This is a genomic window from Novosphingobium sp. CECT 9465 (assembly GCF_920987055.1).
GTDB lineage: Bacteria > Pseudomonadota > Alphaproteobacteria > Sphingomonadales > Sphingomonadaceae > Novosphingobium.
Window position 1 is genome coordinate 3,721,451 of the sequence record NZ_CAKLBX010000001.1, and the last position, 18,008, is coordinate 3,739,458.

The following is an 18,008-nucleotide window of genomic DNA, read 5'->3' on the forward strand; positions in this document are numbered from 1 at the left end:
TTGGCGCGATTGGCGTCAAACGCGCGGATTGGCAAGTCCCGATGCGGTCTTCAGGCGCGGTCGCGCCCAAGCCCGAACAGGCCAAGCGCAACCACCAGCAGTGCGAATGCCTCCATCGCGCCCCATGCAAGCCATTGCGAATGGTTGTAGAGCCATACGCCGATGGCGGGCGCGGCAATATAGGCGGCCCCGTTCACCGCAGCGATGATTCCGGCAGCCTGCCCCTGTTCGCTGCGGCTCACGGCAAGGCTGGCACCCGACGTGAACCCCGGACGGAACAGGCCGAATCCCATCGAAGCCACCGCAAAGCCGACCGCGATGGTGTGCAGGTCCGTGCCCACGGCCACGGGCACGATGCCCAGCGCGGCAAGGCCCATGCCCCACAGCGTCGATGTGCGTGGCCCCATGCCCAGCATCGGGATCAGGCCCCATTGCGCCAGCAGTGTGGCAAATGCGCCTGCCATCAACACCAGCCCCACCGGCCCGGCGCCCGCATCGGGATTTCCGCGCAGGCCCAGCCGGTCCAGCAGCAGAAAGCCGATCACGCCCAGCAGCATCGCCTGCGCGTGCCCGCCAACCAGCCCTGTCACCAGCCACGGACGCAAGCGCTTGTCCGCCCAGCGCAGGCGGTCCGCATTCATGTGCTGCGGCTCTGCAGCGGGCAGTTCGTCGGGTGACCCGTCAGGCGTATCGTCTACAAGGCGCGGATTGGATGACGCGCTGAACGGTGCCGACATCACCTCGCCCCGTCCGGCAAAGCGGGGATCGTCGTCGGGCAGGCGCATCCTCAACAACGCCAGAACGATCACACCAAGCAGGGTGAACACCACGAACGGCCCGATCAGTCCCAACCCCGGCAGGATCATCAGTGGTGCCAGCGCCGGGCCAAGAACCGTACCCAGCCCGAAACTTGATGCCACCAGCGAAAGCGCCTTGGTGCGGTCTGCCCGTCCGGTGCGGCTGGCGACATAGGCCTGGACGGCGGGCGGTGCTGCCGAACCGAACCCGCCATAGAATGTCCGCGCCAACGCAAACAGCACCATCGTCAGCGTCGCGCCAAGCCACCCGGCCAGTCCCAGATGCAGGATCAGCCCGCACAGCGCAAATGACGTGATGAAGCCGATCATGCCCAGTGCCATCATCGCCTTTCGTCCCCGCCGGTCGGATCGTCGCGCCCAGAACGGCGCCATGACCACCCACAACAAGGCCGACCACGAATAGGCGAGGCTCACCCATACGTCGGCAATGGCCAGCCGGGTGCCCACAGACGGCATGATCGATTGCATTGCGGTATTGCCGGCGGCGGTCACCAGCATGACCGCAAAAAGCAGCGCCATGCGCTCTTTGGGAAGCCGAACTGCGTCCTCGCTCATCGCTTCTTCCGCAAAATTGTCCACGGCTGGTTCATTCATCATCGGTAAGCGCGCCGATGTACGCTTGCAATGGCGAAGCAAATTTGCGACCGCCTGTGCGAGCTTGACCGGCAGAGGACCATTTCACCCGATGACTTCGACCCAGGCGGCGCGTGAGCCCCTTCTCCAGCGGGCCAGGCGCAAGGCGGAACGCATGCTCGGCCCCGCCGGGATATTCTTCAAGGGCTTCATCAAGCACCCGGCCATGGTCGGCGCAATCGTGCCTTCATCGGGGCGCACGATCGAACGTGTGCTGTCGAAAGTGAACTGGGACGAATGTCGGCTGTTCGTCGAATATGGTCCCGGCGTCGGCACTTTCTGCCGCCCCGTTCTGGAAAAGCTGCGCCGCGACGGGCAGCTGATCGTCATCGATACCAATCCCGATTTCATCGAATACCTGGCGAAGACCATCGGTGACAGTCGCTTTACCGCCGTTCACGGTTCGGCATCGGATGTTGAGGAAATCGTCCGCGCGCACGGCTTCGATCATGCCGATTATGTGCTGTCGGGCCTGCCGTTCTCAACCCTGCCCGAAGGCGTCGGACCGGCCATCATGGGCGCCACGCACCGTGTCCTGCGCCCCGGCGGCGCGTTCCTTGTCTATCAGTACACCGCGCGCGCGCGCGATTTGATGGGCCAGTTCTTCCGCCACATCGACAAGGGCTTCGAACCGATCAACGTGCCGCCCTGCGTGATCTCGTGGGGCTGGAAGGAATAACCGGGCCACCCTCGCGCTTGCGAGGGTCAGGTCGGGGAGGCCTTGTCGGTCAGCGCGTCGTTACTCGAAAATCCCCGCCACTTCGCCCTGCGGCGGGCCAGCCAGCTGGCGATAGACCGCCGCCAGCATGCCGATAAAATATACCAGCGCGCCCGATGTCAGCGCGCTTGAAACGGCAGCGGTCAGCACTTGCTGCACACCGCCCCCGGTGGTCAGCACCAGCACCACGCCCACCAGCATCATCGCAAGCCCATAGATCACCGCAAACAGCAGCCCGGCAAGCATGAGGAAGCCCAGCAACCGGCCCGAATTGCCGCGCGTCAACGCCCACGAACGGCGCAGCGCCTGCACCGGATTGCGCTCTGCCTCGATCGCCAGCACCGGCGCCACCAGTGCCATGCGCAGGCTGCACCACACCATCGCCACGAATGCGGCAATCACCACGAATGCACCCAGCACCTGAAGGCCGGTCAGCGCCGCAAGGCTCACCAGTACCAGAAAGGCCATGCCCAGCGTACCGCCGACGATGATCTGTGCCAGCACATAAGGTCCCAGCGCAGAAAATCCGCGCCGGATCGCCTGGCCCACAGTGGGCCGCGCAGGATCGGTCATCACGATCAGCATCGTCACCGTGCCGGCCATCTGCAGCAGCGTCACCACGATCAGCAGCGGCAACGAAGATGTCCACGCTTCGGCGATGATTTCCATCATCTCTCCCGGCGGCGTGCCCGGCGCCATCTGCGGTTCGGGCACGAACACGGAAAAGGCTAGGCCGGGAAGCAGGAAGAACACCCCGGCAATCGCCAGCAGCATGTCGCGGTTGGTCGAAACGAGGCGCGTCGCGGTTTTCCAGGCGAGGCTGCTGTCCAGTCGGAGTGTCATGCACCTTTGATAGCAGCGCTTGCCCCCCGATGTCGAACCCCCGATTTGCGCGATCTGCGTTGCGTCACCCCTTGAAAGCCGGGCCATGTCGCGCCATGCCCCGATCATGGCCGCAACCGACACGATCGAGATCCTGTGCGAAAGCGCGCAAGTACCCTACCGGGAAGCGCTCGATGCCATGACCCTGCGCAATGCCGCGATTGCGCAAGGCACCGCGCGCGAACTGGTCTGGTTGCTCGAACACCCGCCGGTCTATACTGCGGGCACCAGCGCCTCGCCCGATGAACTGCTCGATCCGCGCTTCGAAGTCGTCTTCGCCGGACGTGGCGGGCGCTATACCTACCACGGTCCCGGCCAGCGCATTGGCTATGTCCTGCTCGATCTCACGCGGCGCGCGCGCGATGTTCGTGGTTTCGTTCATGCGCTCGAAGGGTGGGTGATCGATACCCTTGCCGATTTCGGCGTCGAATCCTGGCGCGTCGAAGGTCGCGTGGGCATCTGGACAAATGGTTCTGACGGGCGCGAGGCCAAGATCGGCGCGATTGGTGTGCGTATCCGCCGCTGGGTGACGATGCACGGCTTTTCGGTCAACCTCTCGCCCGATCTTTCGCATTTCGGCGGCATCGTTCCGTGCGGGATCGAGGAATTCGGCGTCACCAGCCTTGCCGCGCTGGGTCGCGACGTTACACCTGCCGCGTGGGACAAGGCGCTGCTCTCGCGGCTCGACAGCTTCCTTGCCCGGCTCGATACACCCTGTCCTTCCGTGATTACGCCACCGGAGTCCGCATGAACCCTCGTTTTCGCTCCGTCGTCCTGTGCTGCTCGCTCGCGCTGCTGGTTGTGGCCTGCAACAAGGCCGCGGATGAAAGTGCTGCCGAATCCGGCTTGGGCGAAGTGCTGCCCGGCTCAATTTCCGATGCGATGATCGATCTCGATACCTCCACCGCATCGCCGCCCATGGCCGCCGTCAGGGAGCCAACGAAAAAGGCGGCTTCGCCGTCCTCCAGCAATGCCGCCGCAGAAGTAAAGCCCGCCGCCGAAACTGCGGAACAGGACCTGGCCGGATCAACCGATACCGAGTAACTGCCTGGCCATCCGCAGATGCGGCTGGTCCACCATGCGCCCGGCATATTGCAGCGTACCTGCGTGGGGATTGGCGGCAAACAGGGCAACGATGGCCTCGGCCTCGGCCAGTTCGTCTGGCGTCGGCGCGAAGGCGGCATTGATGATGGGTATCTGTGCGGGGTGAATCGCCAGCATTCCGGTGAACCCGTCGGCGCGGGCGGATTGCGCGGCGCGCCGGGTGCCTTCCTCGTCGCGGAAATCGTCGTGCAGCGTGTCGATCGCCCACACCCCGGCTGCGTGGGCGGCCAGCAGGCATTGCGCGCGGACAAACCTGAAGGCATCGGTCCATGCGCCACCTGCGTCGCGCTTGCGGCTTGCACCCAGGACGGCAGACAGGTCCTCGGCGCCCCATGTCAGCCCGCCCAATCGCGGCAGCGGATCATGGACATAGGCAATGATTGTCATCGCCGCACGTGCCGTTTCGCTCACCAGCGGGAGGATGCGGGTCGTGCCGTTGGGAATCCGGTGCCGCTGCTCCAGTTCATAGATTTCGGCGGCAAGCTGGCGCACCTGCTCCGGGCCTTCGCACTTGGGCAGCATCACGCCGTCCGGCGCGCCTGCCATCACTGCCTGCAAGTCGTCGCGCCACATCCCGGTGTCGATTGCATTGATCCGTGCCCAGCGCGCGATCGGGCGGCCTTCGGTCACGTGCTGGCGGTGCGCCGAAAGCCACTCGCGCGCGGTCACCCGCGCTTGCGGCTTGGCGGACGGCGCCACCGCATCTTCAAGATCGACGATCACCGCATGCGCGCCCGTGGAAATCGCCTTGTCCAGCTTTCTGTCGCTGTCACCGGGAACGAAAAGCCAGGATCTGGGCGGCATGCGGTTTATCTCCAGCGATCAGGCCGTGGCGGATTCTGTCGCCCCGGTTTCCTCTGCAAGCGTCGGATAATCGATATAGCCGACTTCGCCGGGGAAATACCACGTTTGCGGCACCCCCTTGTTCGGATTGATCGGCGCGCCGGCAGCGATGCGTTCAACCAGATCGGGGTTGGAAATGAACGGTCGGCCAAAACTGATTGCATCGGCCCGGCCCGCAGCCACGTCGGTGGCGGCCTCATCCGGGGTGTAATCGCTGTTCAGCACCAGCGGCGCGGTATAGATCGAACGGATCAACGCATCCTGCTGCGGAACCTCCGTATTGCCAAAGGTCCCGTGCGGTCCCGGTTGGCGCAGTTCGACAAAGCTGACGCCCAGCTCCTCCAGCACCCGTGCCGCCTCGCCAAAGATCGCGGCGGGATTGCTGTCGTCAACCCCTTGTGAATCGCCATTGGGCGAAAGCCGGATCGAAACCCGATCCTTGCCCCAGACCGAAATCAGCCGTTCCACCACCTCGCGCATCAGCCGTACGCGGTTCTGCGGGGCGCCGCCGTATTCGTCTTCGCGCAAGTTGCTGCCATCGCGCAGGAACTGGTCGATAAGGTAGCCATTGGCGGCATGAAGCTGCACCCCGTCGAACCCGGCCTTCTTCGCGTTTTCGGCGGCGCGGGTATAATCATCCAGCAGCCGCGGCATTTCATCCAGCCGCAGCGGGCGGGCGATTTCATGGTCGCTGGTGCCCTCATTGGTATGTGCATGGCCTGGCGCGCGGGTTGCCGATGCCGAAACGCCCGGCTCACCATTCAGAAACGATGGGTGGACGATGCGCCCCATGTGCCACAGTTGCATCATGATACGCCCGCCGGCGGCGTGAACCGCTTCAGTCACCGGCTTCCATGCGTCGACCTGCTCGTCGGTCCAGATGCCCGGCGCATTCGGCCAGCCAAGGCCTTCGCGGCTGATCCCGGTCGCTTCGGAAATGATCAGTCCGGCGCTTGCCCGCTGGCGGTAGTATTCGACCATCATGGGCGTGGGCACATGATCGCGCGTTGCGCGTCCGCGCGTGAGGGGGGCCATGATCACGCGGTTGGGCAAATCGATCGCGCCAAGGCTGATGGGCTGGAACAGCGGTTCATGCATGCTAGGAGAACTCCGAATGACGTATCGGCGAAACATTTCCAGTTTCGCTTTGAAACTGGATTAAGCGGCGCCAATGACGATTTCAAGTGATGCGGCCCCGCCTTTGCGCCCCGGTCCGATGCATTTCCTTGCGCTGCTGACAGGAAATGTCGCGCTCGCGCTGGGACCATGGTTCGTCCGGATCGCCGATAGCGGCCCGGTTTCCGCAGGCTTGTGGCGCCTTTTCCTCGCTCTGCCGTTGCTCGCGTTGCTGGCCCGCACCAGACGCGAACCGTTATGGGGGTATGCGCCGCGGGTCTGGCTGATCCTCATCGGCGCAGGCATGGTCTTCGCAGCTGATCTGGCCAGCTGGCATGTCGGCATCGAAATGACCCGGCTGAGCAATGCCACCCTGTTCGGCAATTCAGGCAGCGTGATCCTGATGGTCTGGGGGCTGATCGCCATGCACCGTCGCCCGCACTTGCGCGAATATGCTGCCGTAGCCATGGCGCTGGGTGGTGCAGGCCTGATGCTTGGCCGCTCGATGCAGATCGATGCGCGGACGCTGGCGGGAGACCTGTTCTGCATTCTGGCCGGGCTGTTTTACGTGGTCTATATCCTGCTGGTGCAGAACGTGCGCGGCCGGATGGGGTCGTGGAACCTGCTGTTCTGGTCCAGCGTGGCGGGCGTCCCGGTGCTGCTGATCACCGCGCTGCTTCTGGGCGAGCCGGTATGGCCGCAGCACTGGCTGCCGCTGATCGGCCTGATGATCGCCAGCCAGATTGTCGGGCAGGGCCTGCTGGTCTACGCGCTCGGCCATTTCCCGCCGCTGGTGATCGGCCTCGTCCTGCTCACCCAGCCCGCCGTCTCGGTCGTGCTCGGCTGGTTCGCGTTTGGGGAAGTCCTCGCTCTGCCCGACGCGATTGGCATGGCGCTGGTCGGCGCGGCGCTGGTGCTCGCCAGAGTTTCCGAACCTGCGGGCGAGGGTAAAAAGGCCTGATTACCGCCAATCTCGACTTATCCTCCCTCGCCTGTTATGTGTGAATCACATAGTCAGAAGGGAAGAAAATGAGCAAAGAAACTACGATCGCCATACCGGCAGATCCGAACGATCCCGAAGACTTTGACGTAAGCGTCGCAGGTGTTGAACGCGCGCTCATGGGCCGCCGTGTGCGCATAATGCGCAACCGGCTGGGTTTGAGCCAGAAGGAGTTCGCCGAAGTTTTCGGCATCCCAGTCAACTCGATCCGGCAATACGAGATTGGCCGCTATATGCCGCCGCCTGCTGTTCGAGCGTATCTCAAGGTGATCGAGGCCGAGCCTGATACGGTGCGCCGGGTGATAGCGGCGGGCTGATTCACCCCGCGAAAGGCTTCGCTCCCAGATCGCCCATGCCCACCGTGCCGCTGGCCATATCGAGCATGCGGTCGAGGCTCTTCTTGGCGGCGAGGCGCAGTGGCTCCTCGATCTCGATGCGGGGGCTGAGATCGCGCAGCGCGATGTACAGCTTTTCCATCGTGTTGAGCGCCATGTACGGGCAGATGTTGCAGTTGCAATTACCGTCAGCACCCGGTGCACCGATGAAGGTCTTGTCCGGGATGGCCAGTTCCATCTGGTGGATGATGTGTGGCTCGGTCGCCACGATCAGCGTATCGCCGGTGAAGGTCTTGGCGAATTGCAGGATGCCGCTCGTCGATCCCACGTAATCGCAGTGATCGATGATGTGCGGCGGGCATTCGGGGTGGCCCGCCACCGGCGCGCCGGGGTGCTGGGCCATCAGCTTGAGCAGTTCGGTTTCCGAAAACGCTTCGTGCACGATGCACACGCCCGGCCACAGCAGCATGTCGCGCCCGAACTTGCGATTCAGGTATCCGCCAAGATGACGGTCGGGACCGAAGATGATCTTCTGTTCGGGCGGAATCTGCGCAAGGATCGTCTCGGCGCTGGATGAAGTGACGATCACGTCCGACAGCGCCTTCACCTCGGTCGAGCAGTTGATATAGGTCAGCGCGATGTGATCGGGATGCGCCTCGCGGAACGCCTTGAACTTGTCGGGCGGGCACGAATCCTCAAGGCTGCATCCGGCATCCAGATCGGGCAGGACCACGATCTTCTGCGGTGACAGGATCTTGGCGGTATCGGCCATGAACTTCACGCCGCAGAACGCGATCACTTCGGCATCGGTCGCCGCCGCCTTGCGCGACAATTCCAGCGAATCCCCGACGAAATCGGCCAGATCCTGAATCTCAGGGCGCTGGTAATAGTGGGCAAGGATCACCGCCTTGCGCTCGATCCGCAGACGGTCGATCTCGGCGCGCAGGTCAAGGCCGGAGAGATTAAAAGGCTGGGCAGTCATCGCAGGCATCCTCCACCGGCCAAACCATGCCGGGCTGAAGCGCGGACTTAAGCGGCAGTCCGGCGTCTCGCAATAGCGTTGCTCATTCGAAAGTGACGTTGACCTTGGCTTTGCCGTACCCCGCCACTTGCAGCGGAATCGAAAGGTTCTGGCTGATTGCCTCCCTTGCTGCCTGCCGCGCAAGGTTCATCAGCACCGGATTGGCGGCCTGGGTTACGGCCTGCGCTTCGGCGAGCCGGGTATTGTCGCGATTCAGCTTGTCCTGTGCCTCGCGGCTGATCCAGATGCCATCGCGCAGATATTGCGCGCGCGCTTCGTCAAGGTTCGGACGGCTCACGCTCAGCGGCGGCAGCTTCACGCCCAGCGTCTGCGTTTCCGCACTCCACGAAAGCCGTTCGCGCCCCACGCTGGCAAGGTTGACCGTATAATCCACGCGGGCCGGGATCACTGCCACCTGCTTGGAATTGACCAGCCCGAACATGCGCGAATCGTTGCTCGACACGACGGGTGCCAGTTCCGCGCTGAACACGGTGAGCTTGTCCTGCTTCTCGAATGCCACAAGGCTGGTCGCCAGCGGATCGCCGATGTCTTCCGGCTCCAGCCATTTCCAGGCAAAGAAGGCTGCGGCGGCCAGCGTCACCAGAAACAGCGTCCACGGCAGAAATGATATGCGCGCCAGCGAAGCATCGCGCTTCACTGCGGCTGGAGGCGAAGGGGTCAGGCTTGGATCATCCATTGTTCACCCCTAACGGCCACCCGGCCCTGCCGTTCCAGATCGATCAGATGCGCCAGTACCGAACGCCCCGCCGCGCCGTGCAGCCGCGTATCCAGCCCCTTGTACATCGCGCTCACGAATTGCGGGATCGCATGGGAGCCGCCATCTTCCAGCAGGCGCAGGATCTGGCGTTCGCGCTGGCGGCGGTGGCCCAGCATCCCGCGCACCAGCTGGCGCGGATTGTCGATCTGCGGCCCGTGCGCCGGGTAAAGTACGCGGTCCTCACGGTCATGCAGCTTCTGCAGGCTCGCCATATAGGCGGCCATATCGCCATCGGGTGGCGATACGACCGAAGTTGACCACGCCATCACGTGATCGCCGGTAAACAGCGCGCCGCTCTCGACAACCGAATAGCACAAGTGATTGCTGGTGTGCCCCGGCGTCGCCACCGCTTCCAGCGTCCAGCCATCGCCGGAAAGCCGCTCACCATCCACCAGAACGCGGTCGGGCACATAGTCGCCATCGAACGATGAATCCGCGCGCGGCCCGCTGTCGTCCAGCGCCAGCGGTGCACAGCCGATGATCGGCGCGCCGGTCGCGGCCTGCAACGGGCGCGATGCCGGGCTGTGATCGCGGTGGGTGTGGGTGCAGACGATGGCCACGATCCGTGCATCGCCCACCGCTCTCAGGATCGCTTCCACATGGCCCGCGCCATTGGTATCGGCATGGCCTGCAACGCCCGTATCGTCTGGCCCCGGATCGATCACCGCCACTTCGGCCCCCGCGCCCAGGATATAGGTCTGCGTGCCGGTGAAGGTGAACGGCGATGGATTGGGCGCCAGCACCCGCCGCACCAGCGGTTCAAGCTGTTCGGAAAGGCCGGTGGGCCAGGTATCGCGGTCGGGGATCGGGGGCGTCTGGGCCATTGCTCCGTTATGGGGATTGCCTAGGTTCCCCGCAACCATCAAGCAACCTTGCGCAATCGGGCGCGCCGTATCAAGGTGGCGCGGATGGAACCCCCATACGATCTGGCCGTGATCGGCGGCGGCGTGAATGGCGCCGCCATCGCGCGCGATGCCACCGGGCGGGGGCTGTCGGTCCTGCTGCTGGAACGCGGCGATCTGGCGCAAGGCACCTCGTCGGCCTCGACCAAGCTGATCCACGGCGGCTTGCGCTATCTTGAACACCGCGAATTCGCCCTGGTGGCAGAGGCCTTGCACGAACGCGAAATCCTGTGGCGGCAGGCCCCGCACATCGTCTGGCCGATGCGGTTCGTGCTGCCGATCGTGCCCGAAGGCCGCCCGTGGTGGATGCTGCGCACCGGCCTGTGGCTCTATGACCGGATCGGCGGGCGCAAGGCCTTGCCGCCCACCGCGCGCGTCAGGCTCGAAGGCCGCATGGGTCTCCAGCCCGAAGTGCGGCGCGGTTATGAATATTCCGATTGCTGGGTCGACGATGCGCGGCTGGTCGTGCTGCTGGCGCGCGATGCGGCAGATCGCGGCGCGGAAGTGCGTACCCGGTGCGCGGTTACCAGCCTTGCGCGCGAAGGGCACCTGTGGCGCATCGAAGCGCGGGGCGATGGTGGCGCAGAGCTGTTCCACGCCGCCATCGTCGTCAATGCTGCCGGTCCGCAGGTGGGGCAGGTGATGGACGTTGCTCATGCACCGCGCCCCGGCCTGATGCGCCGCGTCCGCGGCTCGCATATCGTCGTGCCGCGCCTGCATGACGATCCGCGCGCCCTGTTCCTGCAATTGCCCGATGGCCGCGTGTGCTTTGCCATACCGTGGCAATATGCCTTCACCCTGATCGGCACGACCGACAGCGAAGAGAACGCGGACGCCGATCCGCCGCAGGCCAGCGAAGCGGAAATCGCCTATCTGCTTAATGCCGCCAATCACTATTTCCGCCGCAGCCTGAAGCGTGACGATGTGGTCCACACGTTCGCAGGTGTCCGCCTGCTTGCCGACGATGGCACAGGCCGCCCCGAAGCCGCCACGCGCGGTTATCGCTTAGAACTCGATCGTGGCACCGATCGCCATTCCGCGCCGCTGCTATCGGTGCTCGGCGGAAAGATCACCACGCACCGCACACTGGCAGAGGCTGCGCTCGAACGCCTCGGCGTGACCGAGAACGCGGGCTGGACCGCCAGTGCCCCGCTGCCCGGCGGCGATTTCACGCCCGACGGGCTGGATGAAGCCGATAATCTCGGCCCGATCGAACAGGACATCATGGCGCAGGCGCAGCACCTCTCGCGCCCCACCGCCCACCGCCTCGCCCGCGCCTATGGCACCGAGGCCCTGGGTTTCGTGCGCGGAGACATGGGGCGGCACATCGGGCAGGGGTTTACCGAAGCCGAACTCGATCACCTGACCACGCGCGAATGGGCGCGCACCGCGCAGGACGTGCTGTGGCGGCGCTCCAAGCTGGGGCTGTGGTTCAGCGACGACGAAACGACCGCGTTGCAAACCGCATTGGGCGAGGAACCCTAAGCAGCGCTCTCGACCGCGCTCGCCAGCCGCTCCCGCAATCGCCGTACCGCGCTGTCGCCTGAAAGATTGGCCTGTCGCCACGCCTGCTCCAGCCGCTGGATGCGCTGGTACAGGCGCTCGCTTTCCATCACAAGCGCGCGCACGTCATCGGGGAGAGTGGCCACCACGTCGGCCTCGCTGGCCGGGAAATTGGCGATCAGGCGGCCATGACGGCGCAATTGCAGTTCGGAAAGCTCGCCTGCAAAGTGCGCGCGGTGATTGAGCAGCCACGCCAGGCAATGCATCACCCGCGTCGTCGTGCGCAGCGCCTCGCACGAGATCTGCACCCGGCGCAGATCCTCATCGTCTTGCGGGTCGACCTGTGCCGCCACCTCGCGCCGCAGCCGTTCGAACCGTACGCGCACGGTCTCGGCAAGGCCAAGCGCTTCGGCATAGAGCGCTTCGACGATGCGCGGGTTGAGGCTGGGCATAAGGGCCATGCCAAGCGCATAAGCGCGCAAATGCCCTGCCGCCAGCCGGTGTTCCCCCGCCGGGCCGTCCAATCCGTGGACGTTTCTTAACGGGACATGTTGCGCTGCGGTGACAATTGCTGCCGTGGCGACTCATGCCCTTCAAATCACGCGATAATGTCCGGGATCAGGTAATCCTCGATCATCGCGATCTGATCACGCAGCAGCAATTTGCGCTTCTTCAGCCGCGCGATCTGCAACTGGTCGCGCGCGCCCGCGCCGGTCAGCGCATCGATGGCCGCATCAAGGTCGCGATGTTCAAGGCGCAAGGTGGCAAGCCGCTTGCGCATTTCCTCTTCGGTCACGTTTCGCAATACTCCATCACGCGGTGAAACGAGGCGTTCACACGGCATACGGCCTGACCCGTATCCCCTGCGCCCCGACGCGGTTTGGCTTGCAAGATACGGCGAATGTGGGACCATGACAACGCGCTGCCTTGCCGAGTCGGGTAAAGCCGCTGGCAGCAAGCGCCGCCCCGCACGGGGATGGCCTGTGCGGGTTTCTGACGGGGGCTATGCCCGTAAGGAGGAAACGCATGGAATCGACGCATATCAGCGCTCTTCAGATGAAGCACGCCGGCCTCGAACGACAAATCCAGTCCGAAATGACCCGGCCCCTCCCGGATGAAACGCTGGTAGCAACGCTCAAGCGAAAAAAGCTGAAGATCAAGGAAGAGCTGTCGCGATTGCATTGACGACGCCCCCTTCGATCAAACAGGAGCCGCCCCCGTCCGGGCGGCTCTTTTTGTTGGGTGTAATGGCTCTGCAACGACGGCGATCAGGCGCGGCACACTCCCCGCATACGTTTCCTCACCACATCGGTTTTCACACGACATTCCCAAAGTCTGCGCGCTAGGGTATTCGATGATCATGCTCAGTGCCGTCGCCGCCGCCCGTCAGATCCTCACTTCGTTGCACGAGGTCATGGCCTCGCGCGCGGGTGCTCAGGCCAAGCTTAACCAGATCGTCGAAGTGATCGGCGAAAACCTCGATTCCGAAGTGTGTTCGATCTACCTCCTGCGCGAAGGCATGCTTGAACTTTTCGCCACGCGCGGGCTGAATCAGGCCGCCGTCCACGTCACGCGCCTTGCCACCGGCGAGGGCCTTGTCGGCACCATCGCGGGCAATGTCGAAACGCTCAACCTTGCCGAAGCCGCCGCGCACCCGGACTTTGCCTTCCGCCCCGAAACGGGCGAGGAAAAGTTCCACTCCTTTGCCGGCGTGCCCATCGTCCGGCGCGAACGCGCGGTGGGCGTGGTCGCGGTCCAGCATGTCGAGCCGCGCCGCTATGAAGAGGTCGAGATCGAGGCGTTGCAGACCGTGGCGATGGTGCTTTCGGAACTGATCGCCAATGCCGAACTGATCGATGGCGAAGATACGCTGGGCGTCCCCGCGCACCTCACCGGGCCGGAACGCATCACCGGCCTTACCCTGGTCAAGGGGCTGGCCAGCGGCGTTGCCGTGTTCCACCAGCCACGCGTCACCATCGAACACATCGTCGCCGAAGATACCGAGGCGGAACGCCAGCGCGTCTACCTCGCGTTCGACAAGATGCGTGAACAGATCGATCGCATGGCCAGCCAGGCCGAATTCGGCGTGGGCGGAGAGCATGAGGAGGTGCTCGAAACCTACCGTATGTTCGCTTACGATGAAGGCTGGGCCCGCCGGATCAACGAAGCGATCGATTCCGGGCTTACCGCGGAAGCAGCCATCGAACGCGTCCAGCAGCGCACCCGCATGCGGATGCGCCAGATCGACGATCCATTGCTGGCAGACCGGATGCACGATCTTGAGGACCTGTCGAACCGCCTGCTGCGGATCGTATCGGGGCAACTCGGCACTGCCGCCAGCATGGGATTGAAAGGCGATGCGATCCTGATCGCGCGCAACCTCGGTCCGGCCGAACTGCTGGAATATGACCGGCGGCGGCTCAAGGGCGTGATCCTCGAAGAAGGTTCGCTTACCGCGCATGTCGTGATCGTGGCGCGGGCCATGGGCATCCCCGTGGTGGGCCGGATGCGCGCACTGCGCGGCAAGATTCGCGAAGGCGATCACCTCCTGCTCGATGGCGATCAGGGCGTGGTTGATGTTCGCCCCGCGCCCACCCTGATCGAGGCCTTCGAAGCGCGCTTCGCCAGAAACCGCGAACGTCAGGCGCATTATGCCGCGATGCGCGAGGTTGATCCGGTCACGCGCGACGGCCACCGCATAACGGTGCTGATGAATGCCGGGCTGCGCGATGATACGCCGATGCTCAATCTCACCGGCGCGGACGGGATCGGTCTGTTCCGCACCGAATTCCAGTTCCTTGTCTCGGCCACGCTGCCCTCGCGCGAACGCCAGACCCGGCTCTATCGCGATGTTCTCGAAGCGGCGGGTGACCGGCCGGTGGTATTCCGCACGGTCGATATCGGCGGTGACAAGGTCCTGCCCTATCTGCGTCACAACGATGGCCAGAATGAGGAAAACCCCGCCATGGGCTGGCGCGCCCTGCGCGTCGCGCTCGAACGCGGCGGCCTGCTCAAGGTCCAGGCGCGCGCCCTGCTTGAGGCGGCGGGCGGGCGTACGCTCAACGTGATGTTCCCGATGGTTACGGAACCGTGGGAGTTCGATGCCGCGCGAGACGTGTTCGAAGGCCAGCTTGCGTTTCTGCGAAAGCAGAAGAAAACCCTGCCCGAGGCGATCCGCTACGGCGCCATGCTCGAAGTCCCGGCACTGGCGGAATGCCTCGATATTCTCGCGCCGCGCCTGTCGTTCCTGTCGATCGGCACCAACGATCTCACCCAGTTCCTGTTCGCCGCCGATCGCGCCAACCCGAAGCTGGCCGAACGCTACGACTGGCTGTCTCCCGCCATTCTGCGCTTTCTGCGCCGGGTGGTCGCCACGCTCGCGCCGTTCGGCACCGATGTCACGGTGTGCGGTGAAATGGGCGGTCGCCGTCTCGAAGCTCTGGCGCTCATGGGCCTTGGCATCACCCGCCTGTCGATCACGCCCGCCGCAGTGGGTCCGGTCAAGGAACTGGTGCGCAAAGTTGATATGGCCGAAATCCGCACCGCAATGGACGGCTGGCTCGCCAACCCGCCGCGCGACATGCGCGGCACCCTGGCCGAATGGGCCTTGTTCAAAGGGATCGAATGCGACTGACGTCCTGATGCGGGCATTTCGTCGCTGAAATAGGCCATTTCCCATGCAAGGCCGTTGACTTTCATCATATTGCCGCGATTTCTTGTGAAAGGGTCGCAAAATCACAATCAGGAAAAAACGGGAGTTATCCCTTGGCGGAAGCCGACGGTCTGCAAGACATCACCAGTGTTGATTCCACCCCGCTGCCAGCCGGCCAGACACGCCGCGCCGGTGTGGGCGAAAGCTTGCGCGTCGCGCGTGAAACCGCAGGACTCGATCTGAAGCAACTGGCGTTGCGTACTCGCGTCACCGTGCGCCATCTTCAGGCGCTTGAGACAGGTGATTATGCTGCCTTGCCCGGACGTCCCTATGCGCTGGGCTTTGCGAAAAGCTATGCGCGCGCAGTCGGGCTGGACGACAAGGCGATTACCGATGCGGTGCGCGCCGAACTCAACCAGCGCGCGCCCATGCCGCCGCCGCGCGTAATCAACCAGTTCGAAGTCGGCGATCCGGCAAAAACGCCATCGCGGCTGACCGTGTGGCTCGCGGCAGGCATGGTGCTGGCGATTGCATTGGCCGGTCTGGTGTTCTGGCGCAGCTATTACCTGCCCTCGGCAGAGCTTCCCGCACTGGTCGGGCCGGAACAGCCCGGCGCTGCATCCTCGCAAGTCGCCGTCGTACCGCTTCCTGCCGCAACCCCCAATGGCCCGGTCATCTTCACCGCCACCGAAGACCGTATCTGGGTCAAGTTCTATGACGGGCAGGGCCAGCAGATCCTGCAGAAGGAACTGGCGAAAGGTGAAGCTTTCACCGTGCCTTCGGGTGCGCAGGACCCCAAGCTGTGGACTGGGCGCCCCGATGCCCTGACGATCACGGTCGGAGGCCAGCCGGTGCCGCGGATCGCCGAACGCGAAGGCATCGTCAAGGACGTGCCGGTCAGCGCCGCCGCGCTGCTGGGGCGCGGGACCGCACCGGCACCTTCGCCAACGGTCTCGCTGGCACCTGCTTCGGCGGCAAACCGCACGCCCCCGGTCGCATCCAGTGCCACTACGGCCCGTCCGCGCGCACGTCGTGCGGTTGATCAGCAGCCGGTTGCGGTCCCGGCAGCCATTCCGGTTTCCGATGTCCAGCCGCAGGTTCCGACCGATAGTGCGCCCGCATCCACTGGAATGAACTGACACCGTCTCGACTTGGGCGTAACTCTGCGGCAATCTATATGCCAACGGGGCAGGCGGGCGCGGTGTTGGAAGCGCCGTGCCGCACAATTGTACGGGAATGACGATGACCATCAGCTTGCGCGGACGCCTTCCGCTTGTTGCAATCGCATCGGCACTGGTGCTGGCTTCTCCGCTGGCCGCGCCGGTCGTGGCGCAGACCGCGCCCAAGGCGCAAGCGCAGGTCGATCCCGAAATGCGGCTGCGCCGGATCGAGGCGGAATTGCGCGCGGTACAGCGCAAGGTTTTCCCCGATGGCGTCGGCAAGACGTTCGTGCCCGAAATCACCGCCGGACAGACCGCGCCAACGCTCACCGGCACACCTGCTGCCCCTGCCGTGTCCGATCTGCTGGCGCGCATGGATGCGGTTGAAGGCCAGTTGACCCGGCTGACCGCACAAGTTGAAGAAGGCCAGAACCGCGCGGCCAAGATGGAAGAGCGCCTTGCCAGGCTGGAACTTGCCGCTGCGCCGCCGCCCGTCGAATCCGAAATGCAAGCTGCTGCCGCCGCGCCCGTCGCTTCGCTGACGCCTGCGCCAAAGCCCGCAGCAACCGCTCCGGCACCCAAGCCTGCCGCGACGACGCCGGCCACGGCAAAACCCGCTACTCCGTCGGCTACGCGGGTTGCCGCGGTGCAGGCCATCGAAAAGCCCGCCACTGCGGATGCCGGTTCGGACGAATACATGTACGGCTTCCGCCTGTGGGAAGCCAAGTTCTATCCCGAAGCGCAGCAGCAGTTGCAGATTTTCGTCGACCGTTACCCCAAGCACAATCTGACCAGTCACGGCCGCAACCTGCTCGGTCGCGCCTGGCTCGATGATGGAAAGCCCGGCACCGCGGCGCAGTTCTTCCTGCAGAATTATCTGGCCGACAAGAAAGGCGCGCGCGCACCGGACAGCCTGCTTTATCTCGGTGTCGCCATGGTCAGGCTCAAGGATACGGAAAAGGCTTGCGGTGCCTTTGCGGAACTTGCCGCCACATATCCCGAAGAGATCGCAGGCCGGATCAAGACCCAGTACGATAACGCCCGTGCTTCGGTGAAATGCAAATGACTTCCGCCAGTACCGGGCCTTCTGACATATGGCGGAGGAAGCTCCCGGCCTGATGCCAGAAACCACGGCGCGTTTTGCCGCGTCGTGGCAGGCTGTCGCGCCACTGGGCAAGGTCGGCCTTGCCGTATCGGGCGGGCCTGACAGTCTGGCGCTGCTCCTGCTTTTGCATGAAGTCGCGCCGCGCAACTTTCACGTCGTCACCGTCGATCACGGTTTGCGCCCCGAAAGCGCAGACGAGGCGGCGATGGTCGCGGGCCTGTGCAACCAGCGCGGCATTCCCCACGCCACGCTACCCCTGTCGCTGGCGAAGGGCAGTGCGGTACAGGAACGCGCGCGCCATGCCCGCTATGCCGCGATGGCGGAATGGGCGCTCGAATCGGGCCTCGTCGCCCTCGTCACCGCACATCATGCCGACGATCAGGCCGAAACCATGCTCATGCGGCTTAACCGGGGTGCAGGGTTGCGCGGTCTTGCGGG

The 18,008-nt window shown here is 64.4% G+C and carries 20 protein-coding genes; 11 read left to right on the forward strand and 9 right to left on the reverse strand.

The genetic code is table 11. The features are described 5' to 3' along the window. Positions 1 to 50: 50 nt before the first annotated feature. A complete protein-coding gene (locus LUA85_RS18180) occupies positions 51 to 1,373 on the reverse strand; it encodes an MFS transporter (protein ID WP_231471934.1) in 1,323 nt (440 codons plus the stop codon). 130 nt (positions 1,374 to 1,503) lie between these two features. Between LUA85_RS18180 and LUA85_RS18185 the strand changes: the two genes are divergently transcribed. Then, a complete protein-coding gene (locus tag LUA85_RS18185; RefSeq protein WP_231471698.1) occupies positions 1,504 to 2,130 on the forward strand; it encodes a class I SAM-dependent methyltransferase in 627 nt (208 codons plus the stop codon). 60 nt (positions 2,131 to 2,190) lie between these two features. On the opposite strand, the gene LUA85_RS18190 is transcribed toward LUA85_RS18185, so the two are convergent. Further along, positions 2,191 to 3,012: a hypothetical protein gene (locus LUA85_RS18190; RefSeq protein WP_231471699.1), complete on the reverse strand. Its 822-nt coding sequence runs from the start codon at positions 3,010 to 3,012 to the stop codon at positions 2,191 to 2,193. A 106-nt stretch (positions 3,013 to 3,118) separates the two neighbouring features. On the opposite strand from LUA85_RS18190, the gene lipB reads away from it, so the two are divergent. Then, entirely contained in the window at positions 3,119 to 3,802 is a 684-nt protein-coding gene (gene lipB / locus LUA85_RS18195; protein WP_231471935.1) for a lipoyl(octanoyl) transferase LipB, read from the forward strand. Next, positions 3,799 to 4,095, forward strand: coding sequence for a hypothetical protein (locus LUA85_RS18200; RefSeq protein ID WP_231471700.1), 297 nt, complete (start codon positions 3,799 to 3,801; stop codon positions 4,093 to 4,095). Before lipB ends, LUA85_RS18200 begins: the two co-directional genes overlap by 4 nt. Here the strand turns inward: LUA85_RS18200 and LUA85_RS18205 are convergent. After that, the gene (locus LUA85_RS18205) at positions 4,078 to 4,959 is read right to left on the reverse strand and encodes a CoA ester lyase (protein ID WP_231471701.1); all 882 of its coding nucleotides are present in this window, start codon (positions 4,957 to 4,959) and stop codon (positions 4,078 to 4,080) included. The two genes, LUA85_RS18200 and LUA85_RS18205, sit on opposite strands and share 18 nt — an antisense overlap. A gap of 18 nt (positions 4,960 to 4,977) precedes the next feature. Beyond that, positions 4,978 to 6,096: an alkene reductase gene (locus tag LUA85_RS18210; protein WP_231471702.1), complete on the reverse strand. Its 1,119-nt coding sequence runs from the start codon at positions 6,094 to 6,096 to the stop codon at positions 4,978 to 4,980. 73 nt (positions 6,097 to 6,169) lie between these two features. On the opposite strand from LUA85_RS18210, the gene LUA85_RS18215 reads away from it, so the two are divergent. Together LUA85_RS18215 and LUA85_RS18220 are read left to right on the forward strand one after the other, a co-directional pair. Then, positions 6,170 to 7,075: a DMT family transporter gene (locus LUA85_RS18215; RefSeq protein ID WP_231471703.1), complete on the forward strand. Its 906-nt coding sequence runs from the start codon at positions 6,170 to 6,172 to the stop codon at positions 7,073 to 7,075. A 68-nt stretch (positions 7,076 to 7,143) separates the two neighbouring features. Continuing rightward, positions 7,144 to 7,431 carry a DNA-binding transcriptional regulator gene (locus tag LUA85_RS18220; protein WP_231471704.1) on the forward strand — a complete coding sequence of 96 codons (288 nt, stop codon included), beginning with the start codon at positions 7,144 to 7,146 and terminating at the stop codon, positions 7,429 to 7,431. 1 nt (position 7,432) lies between these two features. Here the strand turns inward: LUA85_RS18220 and nadA are convergent, their stop codons facing one another. From nadA to LUA85_RS18235, 3 genes are all read right to left on the reverse strand, one after another. Next, on the reverse strand, positions 7,433 to 8,431 hold the full coding sequence (gene nadA, locus LUA85_RS18225) for a quinolinate synthase NadA (RefSeq protein WP_231471705.1): 999 nt from the start codon (positions 8,429 to 8,431) through the stop codon (positions 7,433 to 7,435). Between the two features lie 82 nt (positions 8,432 to 8,513). Beyond that, positions 8,514 to 9,167: a DUF4230 domain-containing protein gene (locus LUA85_RS18230; RefSeq protein WP_231471706.1), complete on the reverse strand. Its 654-nt coding sequence runs from the start codon at positions 9,165 to 9,167 to the stop codon at positions 8,514 to 8,516. Continuing rightward, positions 9,149 to 10,072, reverse strand: a complete 924-nt coding sequence (locus LUA85_RS18235; RefSeq protein ID WP_231471707.1) for an MBL fold metallo-hydrolase — start codon at positions 10,070 to 10,072, stop codon at positions 9,149 to 9,151. Before LUA85_RS18235 ends, LUA85_RS18230 begins: the two co-directional genes overlap by 19 nt. An 84-nt stretch (positions 10,073 to 10,156) precedes the next feature. Between LUA85_RS18235 and LUA85_RS18240 the strand changes: the two genes are divergently transcribed. Beyond that, positions 10,157 to 11,635, forward strand: a complete 1,479-nt coding sequence (locus tag LUA85_RS18240; protein WP_231471708.1) for a glycerol-3-phosphate dehydrogenase — start codon at positions 10,157 to 10,159, stop codon at positions 11,633 to 11,635. On the opposite strand, the gene LUA85_RS18245 is transcribed toward LUA85_RS18240, so the two are convergent. After that, the gene (locus tag LUA85_RS18245) at positions 11,632 to 12,114 is read right to left on the reverse strand and encodes a DUF1465 family protein (RefSeq protein ID WP_231471709.1); all 483 of its coding nucleotides are present in this window, start codon (positions 12,112 to 12,114) and stop codon (positions 11,632 to 11,634) included. The genes LUA85_RS18240 and LUA85_RS18245 overlap by 4 nt on opposite strands. A 137-nt stretch (positions 12,115 to 12,251) precedes the next feature. Continuing rightward, positions 12,252 to 12,449 (reverse strand): YdcH family protein, encoded by a 198-nt coding sequence (locus tag LUA85_RS18250; RefSeq protein WP_054107176.1) that lies wholly within the window; start codon positions 12,447 to 12,449, stop codon positions 12,252 to 12,254. A 230-nt stretch (positions 12,450 to 12,679) separates the two neighbouring features. Here LUA85_RS18250 and LUA85_RS18255 point away from each other — a divergent pair, with 230 nt between their 5' ends. The 5 genes from LUA85_RS18255 to tilS all read left to right on the forward strand — a co-directional run. Next, the gene (locus LUA85_RS18255) at positions 12,680 to 12,838 is read left to right on the forward strand and encodes a YdcH family protein (protein WP_231471710.1); all 159 of its coding nucleotides are present in this window, start codon (positions 12,680 to 12,682) and stop codon (positions 12,836 to 12,838) included. Between the two features lie 169 nt (positions 12,839 to 13,007). Continuing rightward, the gene (gene ptsP / locus LUA85_RS18260) at positions 13,008 to 15,287 is read left to right on the forward strand and encodes a phosphoenolpyruvate--protein phosphotransferase (RefSeq protein ID WP_231471711.1); all 2,280 of its coding nucleotides are present in this window, start codon (positions 13,008 to 13,010) and stop codon (positions 15,285 to 15,287) included. 131 nt (positions 15,288 to 15,418) lie between these two features. Next, a complete protein-coding gene (locus tag LUA85_RS18265; RefSeq protein WP_231471712.1) occupies positions 15,419 to 16,444 on the forward strand; it encodes a RodZ domain-containing protein in 1,026 nt (341 codons plus the stop codon). A gap of 103 nt (positions 16,445 to 16,547) precedes the next feature. Further along, complete coding sequence (locus LUA85_RS18270; RefSeq protein WP_231471713.1) at positions 16,548 to 17,531, forward strand: tetratricopeptide repeat protein; 984 nt, start codon at positions 16,548 to 16,550, stop codon at positions 17,529 to 17,531. Positions 17,532 to 17,559: 28 nt separating this feature from the next. Next, on the forward strand, positions 17,560 to 18,008 hold a 449-nt coding region (tilS, locus tag LUA85_RS18275; RefSeq protein WP_231471714.1), incomplete at its 3' end, for a tRNA lysidine(34) synthetase TilS.